We start from the raw sequence: 15,662 nt of genomic DNA, 5'->3' as shown, positions 1-15,662 counted from the left end.
GACGGGGTGGGCGGCACGCGGCGTAGGGACGTCGCTGGAGTGCCCGGGGGTGTCCCACATGCCGGTCACCCGCCCCGGCGCGACGACCGTTGTCACCCGGCTCGACTACCGTCGTCACCATGACCAGCACCAACACCCTCGCCGAAGCCCTCGCCGCCGGGACCGTCGTGCTCGACGGCGGCATGTCCAACCAGTTGGAGTCCGCCGGGCACGATCTGAGTGACGAGCTGTGGTCGGCGCGGCTGCTCGCGGAGCGGCCCGAGGCGATCACCGAGGCGCACCTCGCCTACTTCGAGGCGGGGGCGGACGTGGCGATCACGTCGAGCTACCAGGCCACCTTCGAGGGCTTCGTAAAGCGCGGGATCGACCGGGCACGGGCGGCCGAACTGCTCGCCCTGAGCGTGGAGTTGGCGCGTGAGGCGGCCCGGCAGGCGCGGGCCAAGGGGATCACGCGGCCGCTGTGGGTGGCCGCGTCGGTCGGGCCGTACGGGGCGATGCTGGCGGACGGCTCGGAGTACCGGGGGCGGTACGGGCTGAGCGTGGACGAGCTGGAGCGCTTCCACCGGCCCCGTCTTGAGGTGCTGGCCGGGGCGCGTCCCGACGTGCTGGCGCTGGAGACGGTTCCGGACGCCGACGAGGCCGAGGCGCTGCTGCGGGCGGTGCGCGGGCTGGGTGTGCCGGCCTGGCTGTCGTACTCCGTCGCCGGGGACCGCACCCGCGCCGGGCAGCCGCTTCAGGAGGCCTTCGCCCTGGCCGCCGACGCGGACGAGGTGATCGCGGTCGGCGTGAACTGCTGCGCGCCGGAGGACGTCGAGGGGGCCGTCGAGATCGCCGCCCGGGTGACGGGCAAGCCGGTCGTCGTCTACCCGAACAGCGGGGAGGCCTGGGACGCCGAGGCACGGGCCTGGAACGGCCGCTCCTCCTTCACCGCGGAAGAGGTTCTCGGGTGGCGCGCGTCCGGGGCACGGCTGATCGGTGGCTGCTGCCGGGTCGGACCGGACGCGGTCACGGGGATCGCGAGGGCGTTGCGGGCATAACGCCTGTCGGCTCCCCCACCACACTGCTAGCCTCCGGACGGGAACCGGTTGCCGCTGTGTTTCCGCAGTTCGAGGGGCGAGGCAGGGATGACCAGGAAGAGCGAGGACGCGGGGCGCAGCACCATCCGGGACGTGGCGGCCCGGGCGGGGGTGTCCGCGTCGACCGTGTCGCGGGTGCTCGGCGGGGTGTATCCGGTGAGCTCGGCGACGCGGACGCGGGTGATGCGGGCGGTGCGGGACCTGGACTACGTCGCCGACGCGCGGGCGAAGGCGGTCGCGGGGGTCGGCACGCCCACGCTGGCGTTCGTGCTGGAGGACATCACCGGGCCGTCGTTCGCGCACATGGCGTACGGGGTGGAGCGGGAGGCGCGGCGGCTCGGGCATCTGTGCCTGGTGTGCACCACCGAGGGCGACGTCCAGCACGAGGTCGAGTTCGTCGAGATGATGCGCGCCCAGCGCGCCGCCGCCGTGATCCTGGTCGGCGGCTCGGCCGACACCCCGGAGTACCGCGAGCGCACCCGCCGGATGGCCGACTCGCTGGCGTCCGCGGGCTCCCGCCTTGTGCTGTGCGGGCGTCCGCCGCTCGGACCCGGAGCGCCGGTGACGGTCATCGAGTACGACAACGAGGGCGGCGCCTACGCCCTGGTCGCCCACGTCCTCACCCAGGGGCACCGGCGGGTGCTGTTCCTCGGCGGCGCGTCCGACCACACCACCGCGCAGGGCCGTGAGCGTGGCTATCTCGCCGCCCACCGCGCCCGCGGCCTGGACCCCGATCCGGCGCTGCTCCTGCACGGCGACTTCACCCGCGACTCCGGGCACCGGCTGATGCACGAGGCCCTCCGGCAGGGGCTGGAGTTCACGGCCGTGGTCGCCGCGACCGACATGGTCGCCGCGGGGGCGCTGACCGCGCTGCACGAGGCGGGGCTGACCGTGCCCGGGGACGTGTCGCTGGCCGGCTACGACGACATCCCGTTCGCCCGCGACCTGCACCCCGCCCTGACGACGGTCCACGTCCCGTACGAGGAGCTGGGCCGTCTCGCCGTACGCACCGCGCTCGGCCGGACCCCGGAGAGCCCGGACGAACATCTGCTGCTGGGCACGCATGTGGTGGTGCGGGACTCGGTGGCGCCGGCCGAGTAGAGCCCGGTGCCGGCACGGCGCCGGGTGGCCGGGCGAGCGCGGTCAGAGCGGTGCCGGATACGGGGCGGCCGCCCACCACAGGCGTACCTCCTTGCGCGCATCCGTGGGCCGCAGCTCCCAGCCCTGGGCGCGGGCCGCCTCGGCGACGTACCCGCCTCCCACTCCGCGGTAGTCGCGCAGGCGTACGGCGCACTCCGGGGACGGCTTCGCCCTGTTCGGCCGGGGCGGGGCCGAGGCGCGGGCCGTGTGCCGGGCGAGCACCTTGTCGACGCGGGCCCTGTAGTACTCCGTGTCGCCCTCGTGCCGCAGCTCCGGCCAGGTCACACACCACCCGGCCGTGCTCCAGAGCCGGTCCATGGTCCAGTCCATCACCTTCAGGTAGCCCTGCTCGTAGCGGTCGCTGAACGCCGCGATCACCTCGGTCAGCAGACCCACGCCGAGCATGACGGCGAACACCGCCAGCCACACCACGACCAGCACCGGGAAGAAGAAGACGGTCGCGATGAAGAGCAGGGTCAACTGCCCCCGGGGCCGCACCTGTTCGGGTGCCCACCGCGAGGGATCCTCGTATGCGTACATGCAAAGGATCTTGCCTCACGGGCAAGTCCGGCCGGACGCCCACCCCCTACGGGGGTCAGTGCCTGCGGGGTCAGTGCCTGCGGACCGCGCCGGGGAGTCGCAGACGTCGTACCACCGCGCGGAGTTCCGCACCGCGACCGTTCTGGCCGAGCGGCGGGACCGTGGTCTGTGCGGGCTCCGGTGACGGGGCCGCCGCCCACAGGGCGAGCTCGGCGTCACGCGGGCCATGGGCGGTCCGGGTGTCGCCGTCGCCGAAGATCCGTACCGGATGTGTGTCGTCCCAGGCCCGCCACCCCGGGTCGCCGTCGACCGCGAACCGCACCCACGCCCCGTGCATCTCGTCGGCCAGTTCCTGCGGGGCGCCGTCGCCGGCCAGCTTGCGGGACTCGGGGACGTCGCCGGTGTCGAAGACGAAGCCGAGCTCCAGCGCGTGGCAGGAGCCGAGGTCGGGGAGGGTGGAGGGCCAGGCGAACTCGTACACGTACGACGTCCCGGGGCGGGCGTCGGCCAGGTGGTGCAGGGGGATGCGCAGCAGGTGGTCGGTGACCATCTGGCCGACGATCTCGGCGGTGCCGGCCTCCGGGTGCAGGGTGCGGTAGCCGCGCGGGATGTCGGCGCCGGCGTGGCAGCGGGCCATGGCGCCGGCCAGGGCGACCGCGCCGAGCCGGTCGACGCGCTCCAGCAGCCCGCCGGGCACCAGCCACAGCCGGTACTCGTCGCGGGTCCAGCCCATCATCAGGTCGACGCCGACCGCGGCGTCACCCTCCGTGATCGCCGCGAGGGGATCGCGGGGCACGATGTCGCCGTCGACGACGATCCCGAAGGCGGGCCCGCCCACCACGGGGCTGCTGAGCCGGCCGACCTCGGCCTGGGTGCGCAGCAGCAGCTCACGGTCGACGTCCGCGAAGGCGGCGGCGGTGGCGGGGATCCTCAGCCGGGTGGCCATACGGCGCACCATCCGCCGTACCTTGTCCCGGTCGGCGCTCTCCGGCGGCCCGCTCTGCAGGATCGCCCGCCGGACCAGGCCCTGGGCCTGCGGGGCGGCGAGCAGCGCGCCGATGCTGATGGCGCCGGCGGACTGGCCGAACAGGGTGATGCGGTCGGGGTCGCCGCCGAAGGCCCCGATGGAGTCGTGCACCCAGTTCAGGGCGGCGAGCTGGTCGCGCAGGCCAGGGTTGGCGGGGGCGTCGGGGAAGTAGCCGTAGCCCTCGACGCCCAGCCGGTAGTTCACGGAGACGAGGACGACGCCGTCGCGGGCGAAGGACCGGCCGTCGTACACGGGCATACCCGCGGAGCCACGGGTCAGGGCGCCGCCGTGCAGCCACACCATGACCGGCAGCCGGGCGTCGGGGGCGGGCTCGGGGGTCCAGACGTTGAGGTTGAGGCAGTCGTCGCCGGGCACGACGGGGTCGGACAGGTACTGCGCGAAGGCCTCGGAGTACGGCGGTTTCGGCGGGGTCGGCCCGAAGGCCACGGCCTCGCGCACACCGTCCCAGGGCTCCGGCGGCACGGGCGGCCGGAACCTGCGCGGGCCGAACGGGGGCGCCGCGTAGGGGATGCCGCGGAACACCGCGACGCCCTGTTCGTACCGGCCCCGAACCGCACCGTAGGGCGTGCTCACCACGGGGTCTGCCTGGACTGCCGTCATACGTCCACCAGCCTCCTCACCGCGCTCGTGCACCGTGAAGATCAGAGCAACTCATTGTCGCCCGATATTCCGGCGCACGAGCGGGTGTGAGGGCTATCCGGCGTACACCGCTACTTGGCGTACATCAGGGTGCCGAAGCCGAGCTGGTCGAAGCCGCCGCTGGTGGTGCCGTAGTCACCGCCGCCGCCCTCGGGCGCGACGGAGAAGCACATCTGTGCGATGTACTTGTCGTCGAGGAGCAGGCGCCGGCCGTAGTGGTAGTGCAGCATGGCCCACACGGGACGGACCTGGCCGCGACTGCCGGAGCCGATCACGGTCTGTGACTGCTGGGCGCAGTTCTGGCCGCTGCCCCAGGTGTAGGTGGTGTAGGGCACGTTCATGTTCAGGTTGTACTTGGCGACGTACTGGGCGGCCTTCATGAAGCGGCGGCCGTCGTAGGAGTACAGGTCCTCGCCCTGGTTCCAGGCCATCTCGCAGAGCGCGCCCATCTGGCCCATGCCCATGACGGTGTGGCCCTGGTCGCGGCCGGACTCCTGCCACTGGCCGAGGTCGTAGCCCTCGACGTTGCCGTACAGGAACGGGACGGCCCTCTTGATGGCGCCGTTGCCGCCGCCGTTCTTGAAGTAGTTGACGGCCTGGTCGTACTTGGCGCCGTCGTCGCACAGGATCCCGATGGCCATGATCGAGGCCATGTTGCACAGGTCCCAGTTGGCCCAGTAGTTGGTGATGCAGGCGTCGTTGTGGCCGGTCAGGAACTGGTTGTTGAGCGGGTAGAAGACGTTGAGCATCATCGTCTTGAACCGGCCCAGGTCGAACCCGGCGTACCCGCGCATGAGCTCGGCGACGTTCGCGAACTGCCAGCCGTAGAGGCCGGCGGCCAGGAAGCGGTCGGCGTTTCCGGTGATGCTGGTGAGCGTGGACGACCAGGCGTTGAGGATGCGCACGGCGCAGTCGCCGTTCGCTGCGGTGCCGCCCACGTGCCAGCGCAGCGCGTTCTGGTAGGCGGCGTGGATGTCGTTGTAGAGCTGGGGGTAGTTCTGGCCGTCGCCGCCGCGGATGATCGTGGCCGTGGGGCGGGGCGTCCAGGTCGACTGGGCGTGGGAGTTGGCGGTCAGCCGGTTCCAGCCGGACCGCCAGGGGTCGGTGCCCGCGGCGACCCTGACCTTGGCCCGGTTGATGTCACCGGCGTTGTGCAGCATGCCGGGGTGGGTGAAGGTCGCGGGGGCCGCGTCCGCCGTGGGGGCGACGACCGCCGTGGTGACGGCAGACGCAGCACCCAGGGCGACGGCCGCGGTGAGACCTCCGGCGGTCTTGAGCAGACCGCGGCGGCTCAACTCACCTGTGGGGAGGTGCTGGTGGGGGGAAGTGCGGCTCATTGGTGCGACTCCAATCCGTGGGGGGATCAGTCGGTGGTGATACTCACCTCGTTGAACTCGGTGGTGCAGCGGGCCAGTTGGTTGCGCGAGCAGACCACGAGGCCCACGTAGTAGGGGGCGTCACCGAACCCGGGGATCTCGCCGGTGGCGAGGGTGGTCCAGGTGGCGCCGTCATCGGTGGACAGGGCTGCGGTGAAGGCGGTCCCGACGCGCTTCAGCCGCAGCAGGGCGGGGAGGGTGGCGACGCCGTTTCCGGTGAAGGCCGACTTTCCGGCGACGGTGGTGCGCAGCATCAGCTGCGCGGTGGTGCCGCCGGTGACGACGGCCCCGGCGGCCTGGTCGAACGGTGACAGCGACTTGGCCATCAGTAGTCCCACCTGGTCGGCGCTCGCGCCCGTGCGGGAGCCGAGCCGGGCGGTGATCTCGCAGTCGCCGGTGACGGGCCGTCGCACGAACTGCCCGGTCATGCCCTGGTTGTTGGTGCTCAGGTCGACACCGGCCCCGCGCACGGTGAAGGTTCCACTGTCGTACGACGTGCTGCCCGGGGTGCGGATCGCGACCACGCCGAGGGTGCCGAAGGCGCGCTCGTCGAGCACCGGGTCACCGAGGTCGCCGTACGTCCAGGGGGCCGGCGGGGGTGTGCCGACGGTGAGGGTGAGGGTGCCGGTGGCCTCTCCCGTGGCGTTGCCCGCGGTGGTGGTGACGGTGAACTCGCCGGTCTCCGTGGGGGTGCCCGAGATCATGCCGGTGCGCTTGTCCAGCCGCAGTCCGTCGGGCAGCCCGGCCGCGGTGAACCGTACGGGTTCGTGCGAGCCGCGCACCATGTGTGCGAAGGCGACTCCTCGGTTGGCGAACGCCGTGGCGGCGGACGTCAGTCGGGGAGCGGACGGTGACGGCATGACGGCCGAGGCCGACTCCGACAGCGGTCCGCGTCCGGAGGTGTTGGTCTTGGCGACGGCGTAGTGGTACGCCGTGCCGGGCGTGCCCGTGGCGTCCGCGTACCGGATCCGGGTGCCGAAGCCGACCGGGCCGACGCCGGTGGCGATGGTCTCGTAGCGGCCGTCGACGGCGGTGGAGCGCAGCACCTTGTAGCGGGCGGAGAGGTCCGGGTCGGTCCAGGCCAGCCCCACGGCGTCGGCGCCGGTGGACGCCGTCAGGCCGGTGGCGGTGCGGGTGGGCCGGGGCACCGACCAGACCTCGCCGGAGGTCGTGGAGGTGACGCTGACGTTGTCGAAGGCGCCGGTGCCGGTCTCGGCGTAGTCCGCGTCGACGCCGAGGCAGGAGGTGAGGACCAGTCCGGCGTACACCGTGCGGCCCAACTCGACCTCGCTGGAGCCGACCTGGGTCCAGCGGATGCCGTCCGGGGAGATCGCGCCGGTGCAGCGGCGGCCCCTGCGGGTCACCCGGACCCAGTACGGCGCCCGCAGCCGGTAGCCGTCGCCCGCGCCCTCTACGTACGGCGCCTGAAGCGGTGTCGCCGACTCGGGCAGCTCTCCGAGGTCGGAGATCGGGAAGGCGGCGGACGTGGTGATGGCCTGCTGCTGGGTGGGCGGCACGGGTGTGCTTCCGGTGCCGGAGACGGCCGCCCCGGTCTCGGGGCGTACGGTCCACACACCGCTCCAGGTGTGCAGCGGCAGTCCCTGGATCAGCATCGAGGCGTGCGCGGCATCGGCGTCGAGGGAGTCGCGCAGGGTGACGCCGATCTTGGCGTACTGCGAGCTGAGCGGGAACACGATCCGTGCCGTGATCGTGCCGTCGCCGCGCAGCGGGAGGTGCACCGAGCGGTGGGTGTCGGCGGTCCCGGACGCCTCCAGCAGGAACCGCTCCCCGTCGAAGACGGCCGAGCCGGGGATCCGCACCTGGCCGATGTCCCGGGTGGACCAGGGCGCGGGGAGCCCGGCGGTGGCGGCGACCGGATGCGAACTCGCGCTGGTGCCCTGCGAGTTGGCGGCCGTCACGGTGTAGTGGTACGTCCGTCCCGGTTGGACGTCGGTGTCCCGGTACTCCGGCTCGGCGTTCCCCTCGGCGATCTTCTCGTACGGCCCGTCGGGGCGGCTCGCCCTGCGGACGGTGTACGTCGTCGCCCAGGCGGACGGCAGCCAGGCCAGGGTCACGGCGTCGGAGTCACCGAGGGCGGTGACGCCTGCCGGGGCCGTCGGCGTGGTCGACGTCGGGGCCTTCGTGCCGGCGTAGGTGAGGGTGCCGAAGCTCGGCAGGTCGTCGTTGCTGCCCTCGACGAAGCGGGCGCCGCCCGTGCCGCGGAAGACGGCCGCCTCGGTGTACGGGGTGTCGAGGCCGCGGACGCCGGCGTAGTGGGCGTAGTACATCTCGTAGACCGGCGGCAGGTTGCCGCGGACCTTGTCGGAGACGGTGGTCTTGATGTACTTGCCGGTGCGGTCGAGGTCGGGGGTGAAGGGGACGTCGCCGCCGAGGTTGTAGCGGGCGGCGTACTCCGCGTTCGCGAGGATGCGGTTGCCGTCGAAGCCCCACAGGTCGACGCCCTGGTTCCAGGCGACCTGCGCGGCGTCGCCCATCAGGCCGACGGCGAGCTGCTCGTGGCCCTGGTCGCGGCCGGACTCCTGGCCCTGGCCCGCGTCCGTGACGACGCGACCCCGGACGCTGCCGTTGCCGGCGCCGGCCGCGGCGAAGCGCAGGGCGTCCTCGAAGAGGGTGCGTTCCTCGCAGAACACGCCGATGGCGAGGACGGACTGGACGGCCGTGAGGTCCCAGTTGCCGTTGGCGTAGAGCATGTAGCCGGAGATCGCCGGATACCAGACGTCGAGGAAGGACCGCTCGCAGCGGGCGATGTCCGCGTCCGTCCAGCCGTCGTAGCCGCTGTGCCGGAGCAGCTCGGCCGCGTTGACGAACTTGAAGACCTGGAGGCCGGCGCCCAGCGGACCGTCGGCGCCCGTGACCATCGTCAGGGAGGCCGACCAGGCGTTGAGGATGTCCCGTGCCTTGTCGGCGTGGGCGCGCACGCCGGTGACGCACCACATCAGGGCGTTCTGGTAGGCGGCGGCCGAGTCGGCGACGGCCTGGTTCTGGAAGTTGGTGGGGCCGCGGCCCCAGGAGGTGATCTGGCCGGTGTTCTGGACGGTGTACGTCGACTTCGAACGGGCGTGGGCCGCGAAGACGAGGTAGCCGTCGTGGATCGGGGACTCCTTGGCGGCGACCGCGGCCTTCATCCGGGCCAGGTCGTCGGCGGTGTGCAGCAGGCCGGGGTGCGTGAACGGGCCGGTGCCGGTGGAGTCGCTTACCGCCGCTCCGGCGGTGCCGGGCAGGAGCAGTCCGCTCGTGCCCGACGCCAGCAGCAGGGCCGCGGCGCCGCCGAGGAAACCACGGCGGCTCGTGGCGGGGGTGGTTCTCAGGGTGCTCATGACGCGGCGGCCGCCTCGGCCTCGGCGGTGGTGAGGAACTTCAGGTTCGTCACGTGCTCGTTGACGAACATGGGCACGCCGTCCGAGGCCAGATACCACTTCGGCTTGCCCGTGCTGTCGGCGATCACCCTGCCGTTGACGCGGAGGTTCTCGAAGGTGACGTCCTTGATCGCGTGCTCCGCGTCGAGGCCGGCGATGATCGAGAGGTCGGCGTTCTTGCCGTTGTAGCTGAGGTCCTTGACGTAGACGGACTCGATGCCGCGGCCTGCCGAGGTGTTGTACTTCGGGTTGTACTCGACGCGCATGTGGATGAGCTGGCCCCAGCGGAAGTCCTCCACGCGGATGTTGTCGAACTTCACGTCCCGGACGATGTTGCTGTCGCCGACCATGAAGGCGATGGCGCCCTGGTAGGTCACCTGCGGCTCGCGGTGGTCGAGGATGTCGATGTTCTCGTAGCGCAGGTTCTCCAGCATCTCGGGGTTGTCGGAGTTGCCGTGCACGCCGATGTTGATCGGGTGGGCGACGTCGGCCCAGAGGGAGCAGTTCTTGACGGTGATGTTGCGGGTGTCGCCGTAGAAGTCCCAGCGGTGGGTGTAGAGGGCGACGCAGTCGTCGGAGGTGCGCAGGAAGCAGCCGTCGATCGTGACGTTCTCGGAGCAGTAGAGCTGGATGCCGTCACCCCAGCCCTGGTGGCTGAAGGCGCGCAGGTTCTTGATGGTGAGGTTCTTGGACTCGGCGACCCTGATGTTCTCGTAGCGGGGGTTGAGGATCGTGACGCCGTCGATCGTGACGTTCTCGCACTTGCGGACGAAGACCGCGCCGCCGGCGGAGTTGTAGAGCACGCCGCGGCCGGTCAGCCGGGAGTTCTCCACGTTCTCGAAGATCACCTGGGAGGTGAGGACGGCCCCGGGGGCCAGGTAGACGGTGGTGTTGCTGGGCACCTTCAGCAGCCGGTCAGTGGTGGTGTGCAGCCCGGGCCCGAAGTACATGACCTTCTTGTCGCCCTCGGCGGGCACGTCCTTCTCGAGCGGGTTCGCGAACAGGTGCAGGCAATCGAAGATCTTGTCGTCGATCTGGACGACGAGGTTGCGCGGGCGGTCCAGGGTGAAGCGCGCGGTGCTGCCGAGCACCTCGGGCTTGATGCCGTACGAGTCCGGGCGGATGCGGACGTTCGAGCCGCCGCCCGGGTTGTACGTGACCTCGACCTCGACCGTGCCGGAGAAGTCGAAGGCGGCCCAGGAAGAGCTCTGGGCCTTGTTGCTGCCGGTGGTCGCGTCGATCAGTGCGAGCTTGGCGAGGTGGACGCCGAGCTTCTGCCAGGTGCCGCCGAGCGGCCGGACCTTGACGGTGAAGGAGCTGTTGACGGGCACCTGCGGAAGGGGCGGGTGGATGACCACGCTGTCGCCGGTGGTGCCGGTCTCCTCGGCCGCGGCGGCCGGTGCGGTGCCCGCGATGCTGCCGGCCAGGCCGGCGGCGGCGACGACACCGGCGGCCTGGAGGGCGGTCCGGCGTGAGAGGGGCGCGTTCATGCGTAACTCCTTGCAAATGGTTCGGTGAGAGGGGTCACTTCAGTCCGGACGTGGACATCCCGGCGACGAAGCCGCGCTGGGCGATGAGGAAGATCAGCAGGATCGGGACGACGTACATCACGGAGGCGGCGGCCTGGAGTTCGGGGACGGGCGTGCCTCCGTCGTTGACGTAGGCGGTCATCACGGCCACGGCGAGCGTGGTGCGGTCGGTGGACAGCAGCAGCTGCGGGGCGATGTAGTCGCCCCAGGTCCAGGTGAAGGCGATGATGAAGCTCGCCGAGAGCACGGACCAGGACTGCGGCAGGAAGATCCGCCAGAAGATCGACGTGTATCCGCAGCCGTCGACGATCGCGGCCTCCTCCAGCTCGCGCGGCATGCCCGCGAAGAACTGCCGGAAGAGGAAGACCAGATACGGCGCCGCCGACAGCCCCCACAGCACCCACGGCCAGTAGGTGTCGACCATGCCGACCTTGGCGAAGATGAGGTAGGTCGGCAGCAGGGTGACCATCTGGGGCAGCATCATCGAGGCGAGCAGGATGCCGAACAGCACCTTCTTGCCGGGCGCGTCGAGCCGGGCGAAGCCGAAGCCGACCCAGGCCGAGCTGAGGGTGACGAGCGTGGCGTAGAGCAGGGCGATGATCAGGGAGTTGCGGGCGTAGCCGAGGAAGTCGATCTGGGTGAACGCGTCGGCGAAGTTGTGCCACTGGAAGGTGTCCGGCAGCCAGTGCACGGGCGAGGCGGCCAGTTCGCCCTGGGTCTTCAGTCCGGACAGGACCAGCCAGCCGAAGGGGCCGAGGAACAGTCCGGTGACGGAGACGAGCACGGTGTAGAGGACGAGGCGCTTGGTGCGCACCCTCACCCGCACGGGTATGTCGGCGGGTGCGGCGGTCGTGGCGGTCACTTCTTCGCCTCCGGGTCGACGTTGTAGAACACGACGCCGGACGTGAACTTGAAGATGAGTCCGGTCGCGATGAGGATCAGGACGAAGAGCACCCACAGCAGCGCGGAGGCGTAGCCGTAGCGGCCGAGCGCGAAGTACTGGGCGAACACGTGCATCATGTAGAGGTAGTTGGACTGCGGGACCGTGGTGACGCCGCTGGTGTCACCGAGCGGGGCCAGCAGCAGCGGCATGATGGTCTGCACCGAGGCGATCATCCCGGTCACCGTCTGGAAGAGCAGGACCGGCGACAACAGCGGCACCGTGATGCTGCGGAAGGTCCGCCAGGCGCTCGCGCCGTCGATACGCGCGGCCTCGTGGAGTTCGCGCGGCACGTCCTGGAGGCCGGCCAGCGAAATGATCATGACGTTTCCGGCGCCCCAGAGCACCGTCATCAGCAGCACGTAGCGGACGTAGGGGTCGGCGAGCCAGCCGATGGCCTCGAAGCCGAGGAAGGTCATGACGCCGTTGGTGGCACCGGAGTTCGGATCGAACAGCAACTTGAAGGCGAGGCCCGCGCCCACCGGCGGTACCACGGCGGGCAGGTACAGCAGGGTGCGGAAGAGACCGCGTGCCTTGACCGGCCGGTTGACCAGGACGGCGAGGGCGAGGCCCGCGATGATCGACAGGGGCACCGACGTGATCGCGAACAGGCCCGCGCGGCCGAGCGCGTCCCAGGTCACCGGATCGTTCAGCAGCTCGCGGTAGTTGCCGAGTCCGACGTACTTCCAGTTCGGTGAGATGCCGTCGAACGTGGTGAAGCTCAGCCACAGCGCGTACACCATCGGTGCGACCGTCAGCAGCAGGAACCCGATGATCCAGGGCGAGGTGAACAGGTAGAACGCGCGGTGCCTGCGCGCGGTCATCGAGACCCGCGGGCGGCGGGCGGCCGACGCCCGTCCGGCGTCGCTCGGTGCGGCGCGACCGCCGCCGGGCCGGTCCGCGACCGGGGAGATCTGGTCGACCGTCATCCCACCTGCTCCTTACCGCGCTTCATCTGCTCGTTGATGGCCGAGTTCAGACGCCCTGCGAGGGTGTCGACGGAGATCTGGCCGTTCATCGCGGCGGGGGCGATCTGGTTGAACAGGGCGTCGATCGCGTCCGCCCTGGTGTACGGGGTGAAGGAGACGACCGAGAAATGCTTCAGCTCGTTCTCCTGCACCTTCAGGACCCGCTTCTGGTAGTCCTCCTGCGCCGGCATCAGCGGGCGCAGCGACTTGAGCGAGGGGATGCCCCAGCCGCCGGATGCGCGCGCCTTGGCCGGTTCCTCGCCGAAGAACCACTCGAAGACCCGCCAGGCGGCGTCCTTGTTCTTCGCGCCGCGCGGCATCCACAGACCGGTGCCGCCCTGGCAGGCACTGATCCGCTCACCGCCCGCGAAGATCGGGGCGGGCGCCAGACGGGAGACCGCCGCGAGCTTCTTGTCGGGGTAGATCATGCCGCCCAGCCAGTAGCCGGAGTTCGACATGCCCAGCCGTCCGGCCTGGTAGGTGGGACCGTCCCAGCCGTTGGGGTCGGGCTGGATCTGGCTCGGTCCGACCTTGGTCCTGCAGTAGTCGATGTACCAGGCCAGCGCCTTGCGGGCCTCGGGCGTGGTGAAGTCGACCCGGGAGAAGTCGTCGTTGAAGAGGCTGCCGCCGGCGGAGGCGGTCATGGTGGCGAGGAGCGTGGAGCGGGTCAGCCCGTTGAAACTGCCGCCGAAGACGGTGGTCTGGCCGCTCTTGCGCTGCACGAGACGCTTGGCACTCTCCAGCCACTCCTCGTACGTCACCGGCTCGGTCTCCGGCGGGTAGTCGACACCGCCCTTGTCGAAGGCCGCGGTGTTGTACCAGAACATGGAGTCCTGGGAGAAGTCCTTCGCCATGCCGTAGCGCGGGCCCTTGCCCTGGGTACGGCCGTCGAACCGCCACAGGTCGTTGACGGGGTCGAGGTCGTCGAGCTTGAGGACGCCGCTCCGGGCGAAGTAGGGGTCCAGTTCCTCCGCCACGTCCCGCGCCGCGAAGTACGGCAGGTCCACGGCGCCGACGCCACGCACCAGGTCGGGCGGGTTGCCGCTGGTCAGCATCGCGATCAGCTTGGTGATGTCGTACTTCACCAGGGCGATCTTGATGCCGAGGGCCTGCTTCGCCTGCTGGACCTGCTCCGGGAGGATGTCCCCGGAGTTGACCATCACGGTCACGGTCTCACCGGATCCGCTCACCCCGCTCGACACCTGGAGCGCGCAGCCGCTCAACGCCGCCGCACCGGCCACGGCGCCGCCACCGGAAAGGGCGAGAAAACGGCGGCGGCTCAGGGGGGCGCCGGCCTGTGGGCGCATGAGCGCACCACCTCCTGCTCAGATCGTTCGACATATCGGCCAGCGAGCGGCCTGCCAGTCAGAACCAGCCAACTTGACAACCGGTTGCTATGGCGTTGGGGCAGAGCTTCTTCTGGGGCGGGGGGCACGTCAAGAGGCTTGGCGAACTTTCGAAAAGTCTGCGTAACCTCGGCTTCATGGGAAGCTGGGGTACGCGACAGCGAGAGAAGGCGCGCTGAGCTGGGCTGATGGACCGACGCCTGCGGCGAGGAAGACTGGAACCAATGGGAACCGGTTGCCCAGCCTGCCCGCAGGCGAGCTGACCTCGCCGGAACGGACAGTAAACGATTTCGGCCCCAACCCGACCAGAGCGCTCAGCGCATGGCACGCCGCGAGGAACGTCGAGGCCGAGCCCCGGGAACTGCGCTCTTCATCTGACCGATTGACCGGGTCACCCGGCAGATCTACGGTAGAAGCCGCTTTCTGAAACAGTTTCTACGATGCGTCTCAAGCAGCGTCTCAACTCAGCGCCTCAGGAGAGTCATGCCCAGCCCGCACCCGCCGAGGGCCGTGTTCGCAATGGATCCGGTGCACCTCCCCCTGCTCTTCCCCCCGCCGCTCATGGCCCGGCTGAGGCAGGCGGCCGAGATCGACCCCGCCCTCGTCGTACGGGACTTCACCGACCCCGCCGCGGCCGAGGCCCTCGCCCGGGCCGAGGTACTGATCACCGGCTGGGGCTGCCCCCACCTGGACGCCGACGTCCTCACCGCCGCACCAGGACTGCGCGCCGTCCTGCACGCCGCCGGTTCCGTCCGCTCACTCGTCGGCGAGGCGCTGTGGAAAGCCGGCGTCACCGTCTCCAGCGCGGTCACCGGCAACGCCCTCCCCGTCGCCGAGTACACCCTCGCCATGATCCTGCTCGCCGGGAAGGACGCCTTCGGCCACCGGGAGCGTTTCCGCAGCTCACACACCTACCCGACGCAGCGCGAGACCGCCGCGATCGGCAACGTCGGCCGCCGCGTCGGCGTCATCGGGGCCTCCCGGGTCGGCCGACGGCTCCTGGAACTGCTGCGGCCGTTCGACTTCACGGTGCTGCTGCACGACCCGTACGTCAGCGCCGCCGAGGCCGCCGAGCTGGGCGCCGAACTGCTGTCCCTGGACGACCTGCTGCGGCACAGCGACATCGTCAGCCTGCACGCGCCGGACATCCCCGAGACCTACCGCATGCTCGACGCGGCACGACTTGGACTCGTCCGGGACGGCGGCGTGCTGATCAACACCTCCCGGGGTGCCCTGGTCGACCCCACCGCCCTGACGGACGAACTGGTCTCCGGACGCCTGCACGCCGTACTCGACGTGACCGAGCCGGAGCCACTGCCCCCGGGCTCCCCCCTGTACCACCTGCCCAACGTCTTCCTCACCCCTCACATCGCCGGCTCCCTCGGAAACGAACTGGAGCGGCTCGGACGGATCGTGGTGGAGGAGTTGGAACGAGTGGGGAGCGGAGGGGCGCTCCGGCACGAGGTGGTTCACGCGGACATGGCCCGAGTGGCTTGACTTTCCACCCCCTCGCTGGAAGGGGCGAAGCCCCCTTCCAGGGGCGCGGGGAACTGCGCGCCCAGCCCCCACCAGCCCGCACCCGACCAACACCCCGGAACGGAAGGGGCGAAGCCCCCTCCCGGGGGCGCGGGGACCTGCGCGCCCGGCCGGCTCCGCGCCGCTGCCGCCCCAGGAGCCGGGGGC

11 protein-coding genes are annotated in these 15,662 nt (G+C 70.8%); 3 read left to right on the top strand and 8 right to left on the bottom strand.

Annotated elements, in window-relative coordinates; all coding sequences use genetic code 11:
* Positions 1 to 119 precede the first annotated feature (119 nt).
* Positions 120 to 1,037, top strand: coding sequence for a homocysteine S-methyltransferase (mmuM, locus tag L0P92_RS32685; protein ID WP_234766680.1), 918 nt, complete (start codon positions 120 to 122; stop codon positions 1,035 to 1,037).
* Positions 1,038 to 1,124: 87 nt separating this feature from the next.
* Positions 1,125 to 2,177, top strand: a complete 1,053-nt coding sequence (locus L0P92_RS32680) for a LacI family DNA-binding transcriptional regulator (protein ID WP_234766679.1) — start codon at positions 1,125 to 1,127, stop codon at positions 2,175 to 2,177.
* A gap of 42 nt (positions 2,178 to 2,219) precedes the next feature.
* On the opposite strand, the gene L0P92_RS32675 is transcribed toward L0P92_RS32680, so the two are convergent.
* From L0P92_RS32675 to L0P92_RS32640, 8 genes are all read right to left on the bottom strand, one after another.
* Positions 2,220 to 2,756 carry a hypothetical protein gene (locus tag L0P92_RS32675; protein WP_234766678.1) on the bottom strand — a complete coding sequence of 179 codons (537 nt, stop codon included), beginning with the start codon at positions 2,754 to 2,756 and terminating at the stop codon, positions 2,220 to 2,222.
* Positions 2,757 to 2,826: 70 nt separating this feature from the next.
* A complete protein-coding gene (locus L0P92_RS32670; RefSeq protein ID WP_234766677.1) occupies positions 2,827 to 4,404 on the bottom strand; it encodes a carboxylesterase/lipase family protein in 1,578 nt (525 codons plus the stop codon).
* A 110-nt stretch (positions 4,405 to 4,514) separates the two neighbouring features.
* Entirely contained in the window at positions 4,515 to 5,780 is a 1,266-nt protein-coding gene (locus L0P92_RS32665; protein WP_234766676.1) for an alginate lyase family protein, read from the bottom strand.
* Between the two features lie 26 nt (positions 5,781 to 5,806).
* Positions 5,807 to 9,157 (bottom strand): alginate lyase family protein, encoded by a 3,351-nt coding sequence (locus tag L0P92_RS32660; RefSeq protein ID WP_234766675.1) that lies wholly within the window; start codon positions 9,155 to 9,157, stop codon positions 5,807 to 5,809.
* Positions 9,154 to 10,686, bottom strand: a complete 1,533-nt coding sequence (locus L0P92_RS32655) for a glycosyl hydrolase family 28 protein (protein ID WP_234766674.1) — start codon at positions 10,684 to 10,686, stop codon at positions 9,154 to 9,156. Before L0P92_RS32655 ends, L0P92_RS32660 begins: the two co-directional genes overlap by 4 nt.
* Before the next feature lie 34 nt (positions 10,687 to 10,720).
* Complete coding sequence (locus L0P92_RS32650; RefSeq protein WP_234766673.1) at positions 10,721 to 11,587, bottom strand: carbohydrate ABC transporter permease; 867 nt, start codon at positions 11,585 to 11,587, stop codon at positions 10,721 to 10,723.
* On the bottom strand, positions 11,584 to 12,594 hold the full coding sequence (locus L0P92_RS32645) for a carbohydrate ABC transporter permease (RefSeq protein WP_234766672.1): 1,011 nt from the start codon (positions 12,592 to 12,594) through the stop codon (positions 11,584 to 11,586). The genes L0P92_RS32650 and L0P92_RS32645 overlap by 4 nt, the downstream gene beginning before the upstream one ends.
* Positions 12,591 to 13,940: an extracellular solute-binding protein gene (locus L0P92_RS32640; RefSeq protein WP_234766671.1), complete on the bottom strand. Its 1,350-nt coding sequence runs from the start codon at positions 13,938 to 13,940 to the stop codon at positions 12,591 to 12,593. The genes L0P92_RS32645 and L0P92_RS32640 overlap by 4 nt, the downstream gene beginning before the upstream one ends.
* A gap of 522 nt (positions 13,941 to 14,462) precedes the next feature.
* Here L0P92_RS32640 and L0P92_RS32635 point away from each other — a divergent pair.
* On the top strand, positions 14,463 to 15,476 hold the full coding sequence (locus tag L0P92_RS32635; RefSeq protein WP_234766670.1) for a hydroxyacid dehydrogenase: 1,014 nt from the start codon (positions 14,463 to 14,465) through the stop codon (positions 15,474 to 15,476).
* Positions 15,477 to 15,662: the final 186 nt, after the last annotated feature.

The sequence above is a fragment of the Streptomyces muensis genome, assembly GCF_021474425.1.
Lineage (GTDB): Bacteria > Actinomycetota > Actinomycetes > Streptomycetales > Streptomycetaceae > Streptomyces > Streptomyces muensis.
This window is presented reverse-complemented; position numbering and strand designations above follow the sequence as displayed.

Bases quoted from the DNA above. Each gene is read 5' to 3' on its own strand.
- mmuM (WP_234766680.1), top strand. From the start codon at position 120: ATGACCAGCACCAACACCCTCGCCGAAGCCCTCGCCGCCGGGACCGTC.
- L0P92_RS32680 (WP_234766679.1), top strand. From the start codon at position 1,125: ATGACCAGGAAGAGCGAGGACGCGGGGCGCAGCACCATCCGGGACGTG.
- L0P92_RS32675 (WP_234766678.1), bottom strand. From the start codon at position 2,756: ATGTACGCATACGAGGATCCCTCGCGGTGGGCACCCGAACAGGTGCGG.
- L0P92_RS32670 (WP_234766677.1), bottom strand. From the start codon at position 4,404: ATGACGGCAGTCCAGGCAGACCCCGTGGTGAGCACGCCCTACGGTGCG.
- L0P92_RS32665 (WP_234766676.1), bottom strand. From the start codon at position 5,780: ATGAGCCGCACTTCCCCCCACCAGCACCTCCCCACAGGTGAGTTGAGC.
- L0P92_RS32660 (WP_234766675.1), bottom strand. From the start codon at position 9,157: ATGAGCACCCTGAGAACCACCCCCGCCACGAGCCGCCGTGGTTTCCTC.
- L0P92_RS32655 (WP_234766674.1), bottom strand. From the start codon at position 10,686: ATGAACGCGCCCCTCTCACGCCGGACCGCCCTCCAGGCCGCCGGTGTC.
- L0P92_RS32645 (WP_234766672.1), bottom strand. From the start codon at position 12,594: ATGACGGTCGACCAGATCTCCCCGGTCGCGGACCGGCCCGGCGGCGGT.
- L0P92_RS32640 (WP_234766671.1), bottom strand. From the start codon at position 13,940: ATGCGCCCACAGGCCGGCGCCCCCCTGAGCCGCCGCCGTTTTCTCGCC.
- L0P92_RS32635 (WP_234766670.1), top strand. From the start codon at position 14,463: ATGCCCAGCCCGCACCCGCCGAGGGCCGTGTTCGCAATGGATCCGGTG.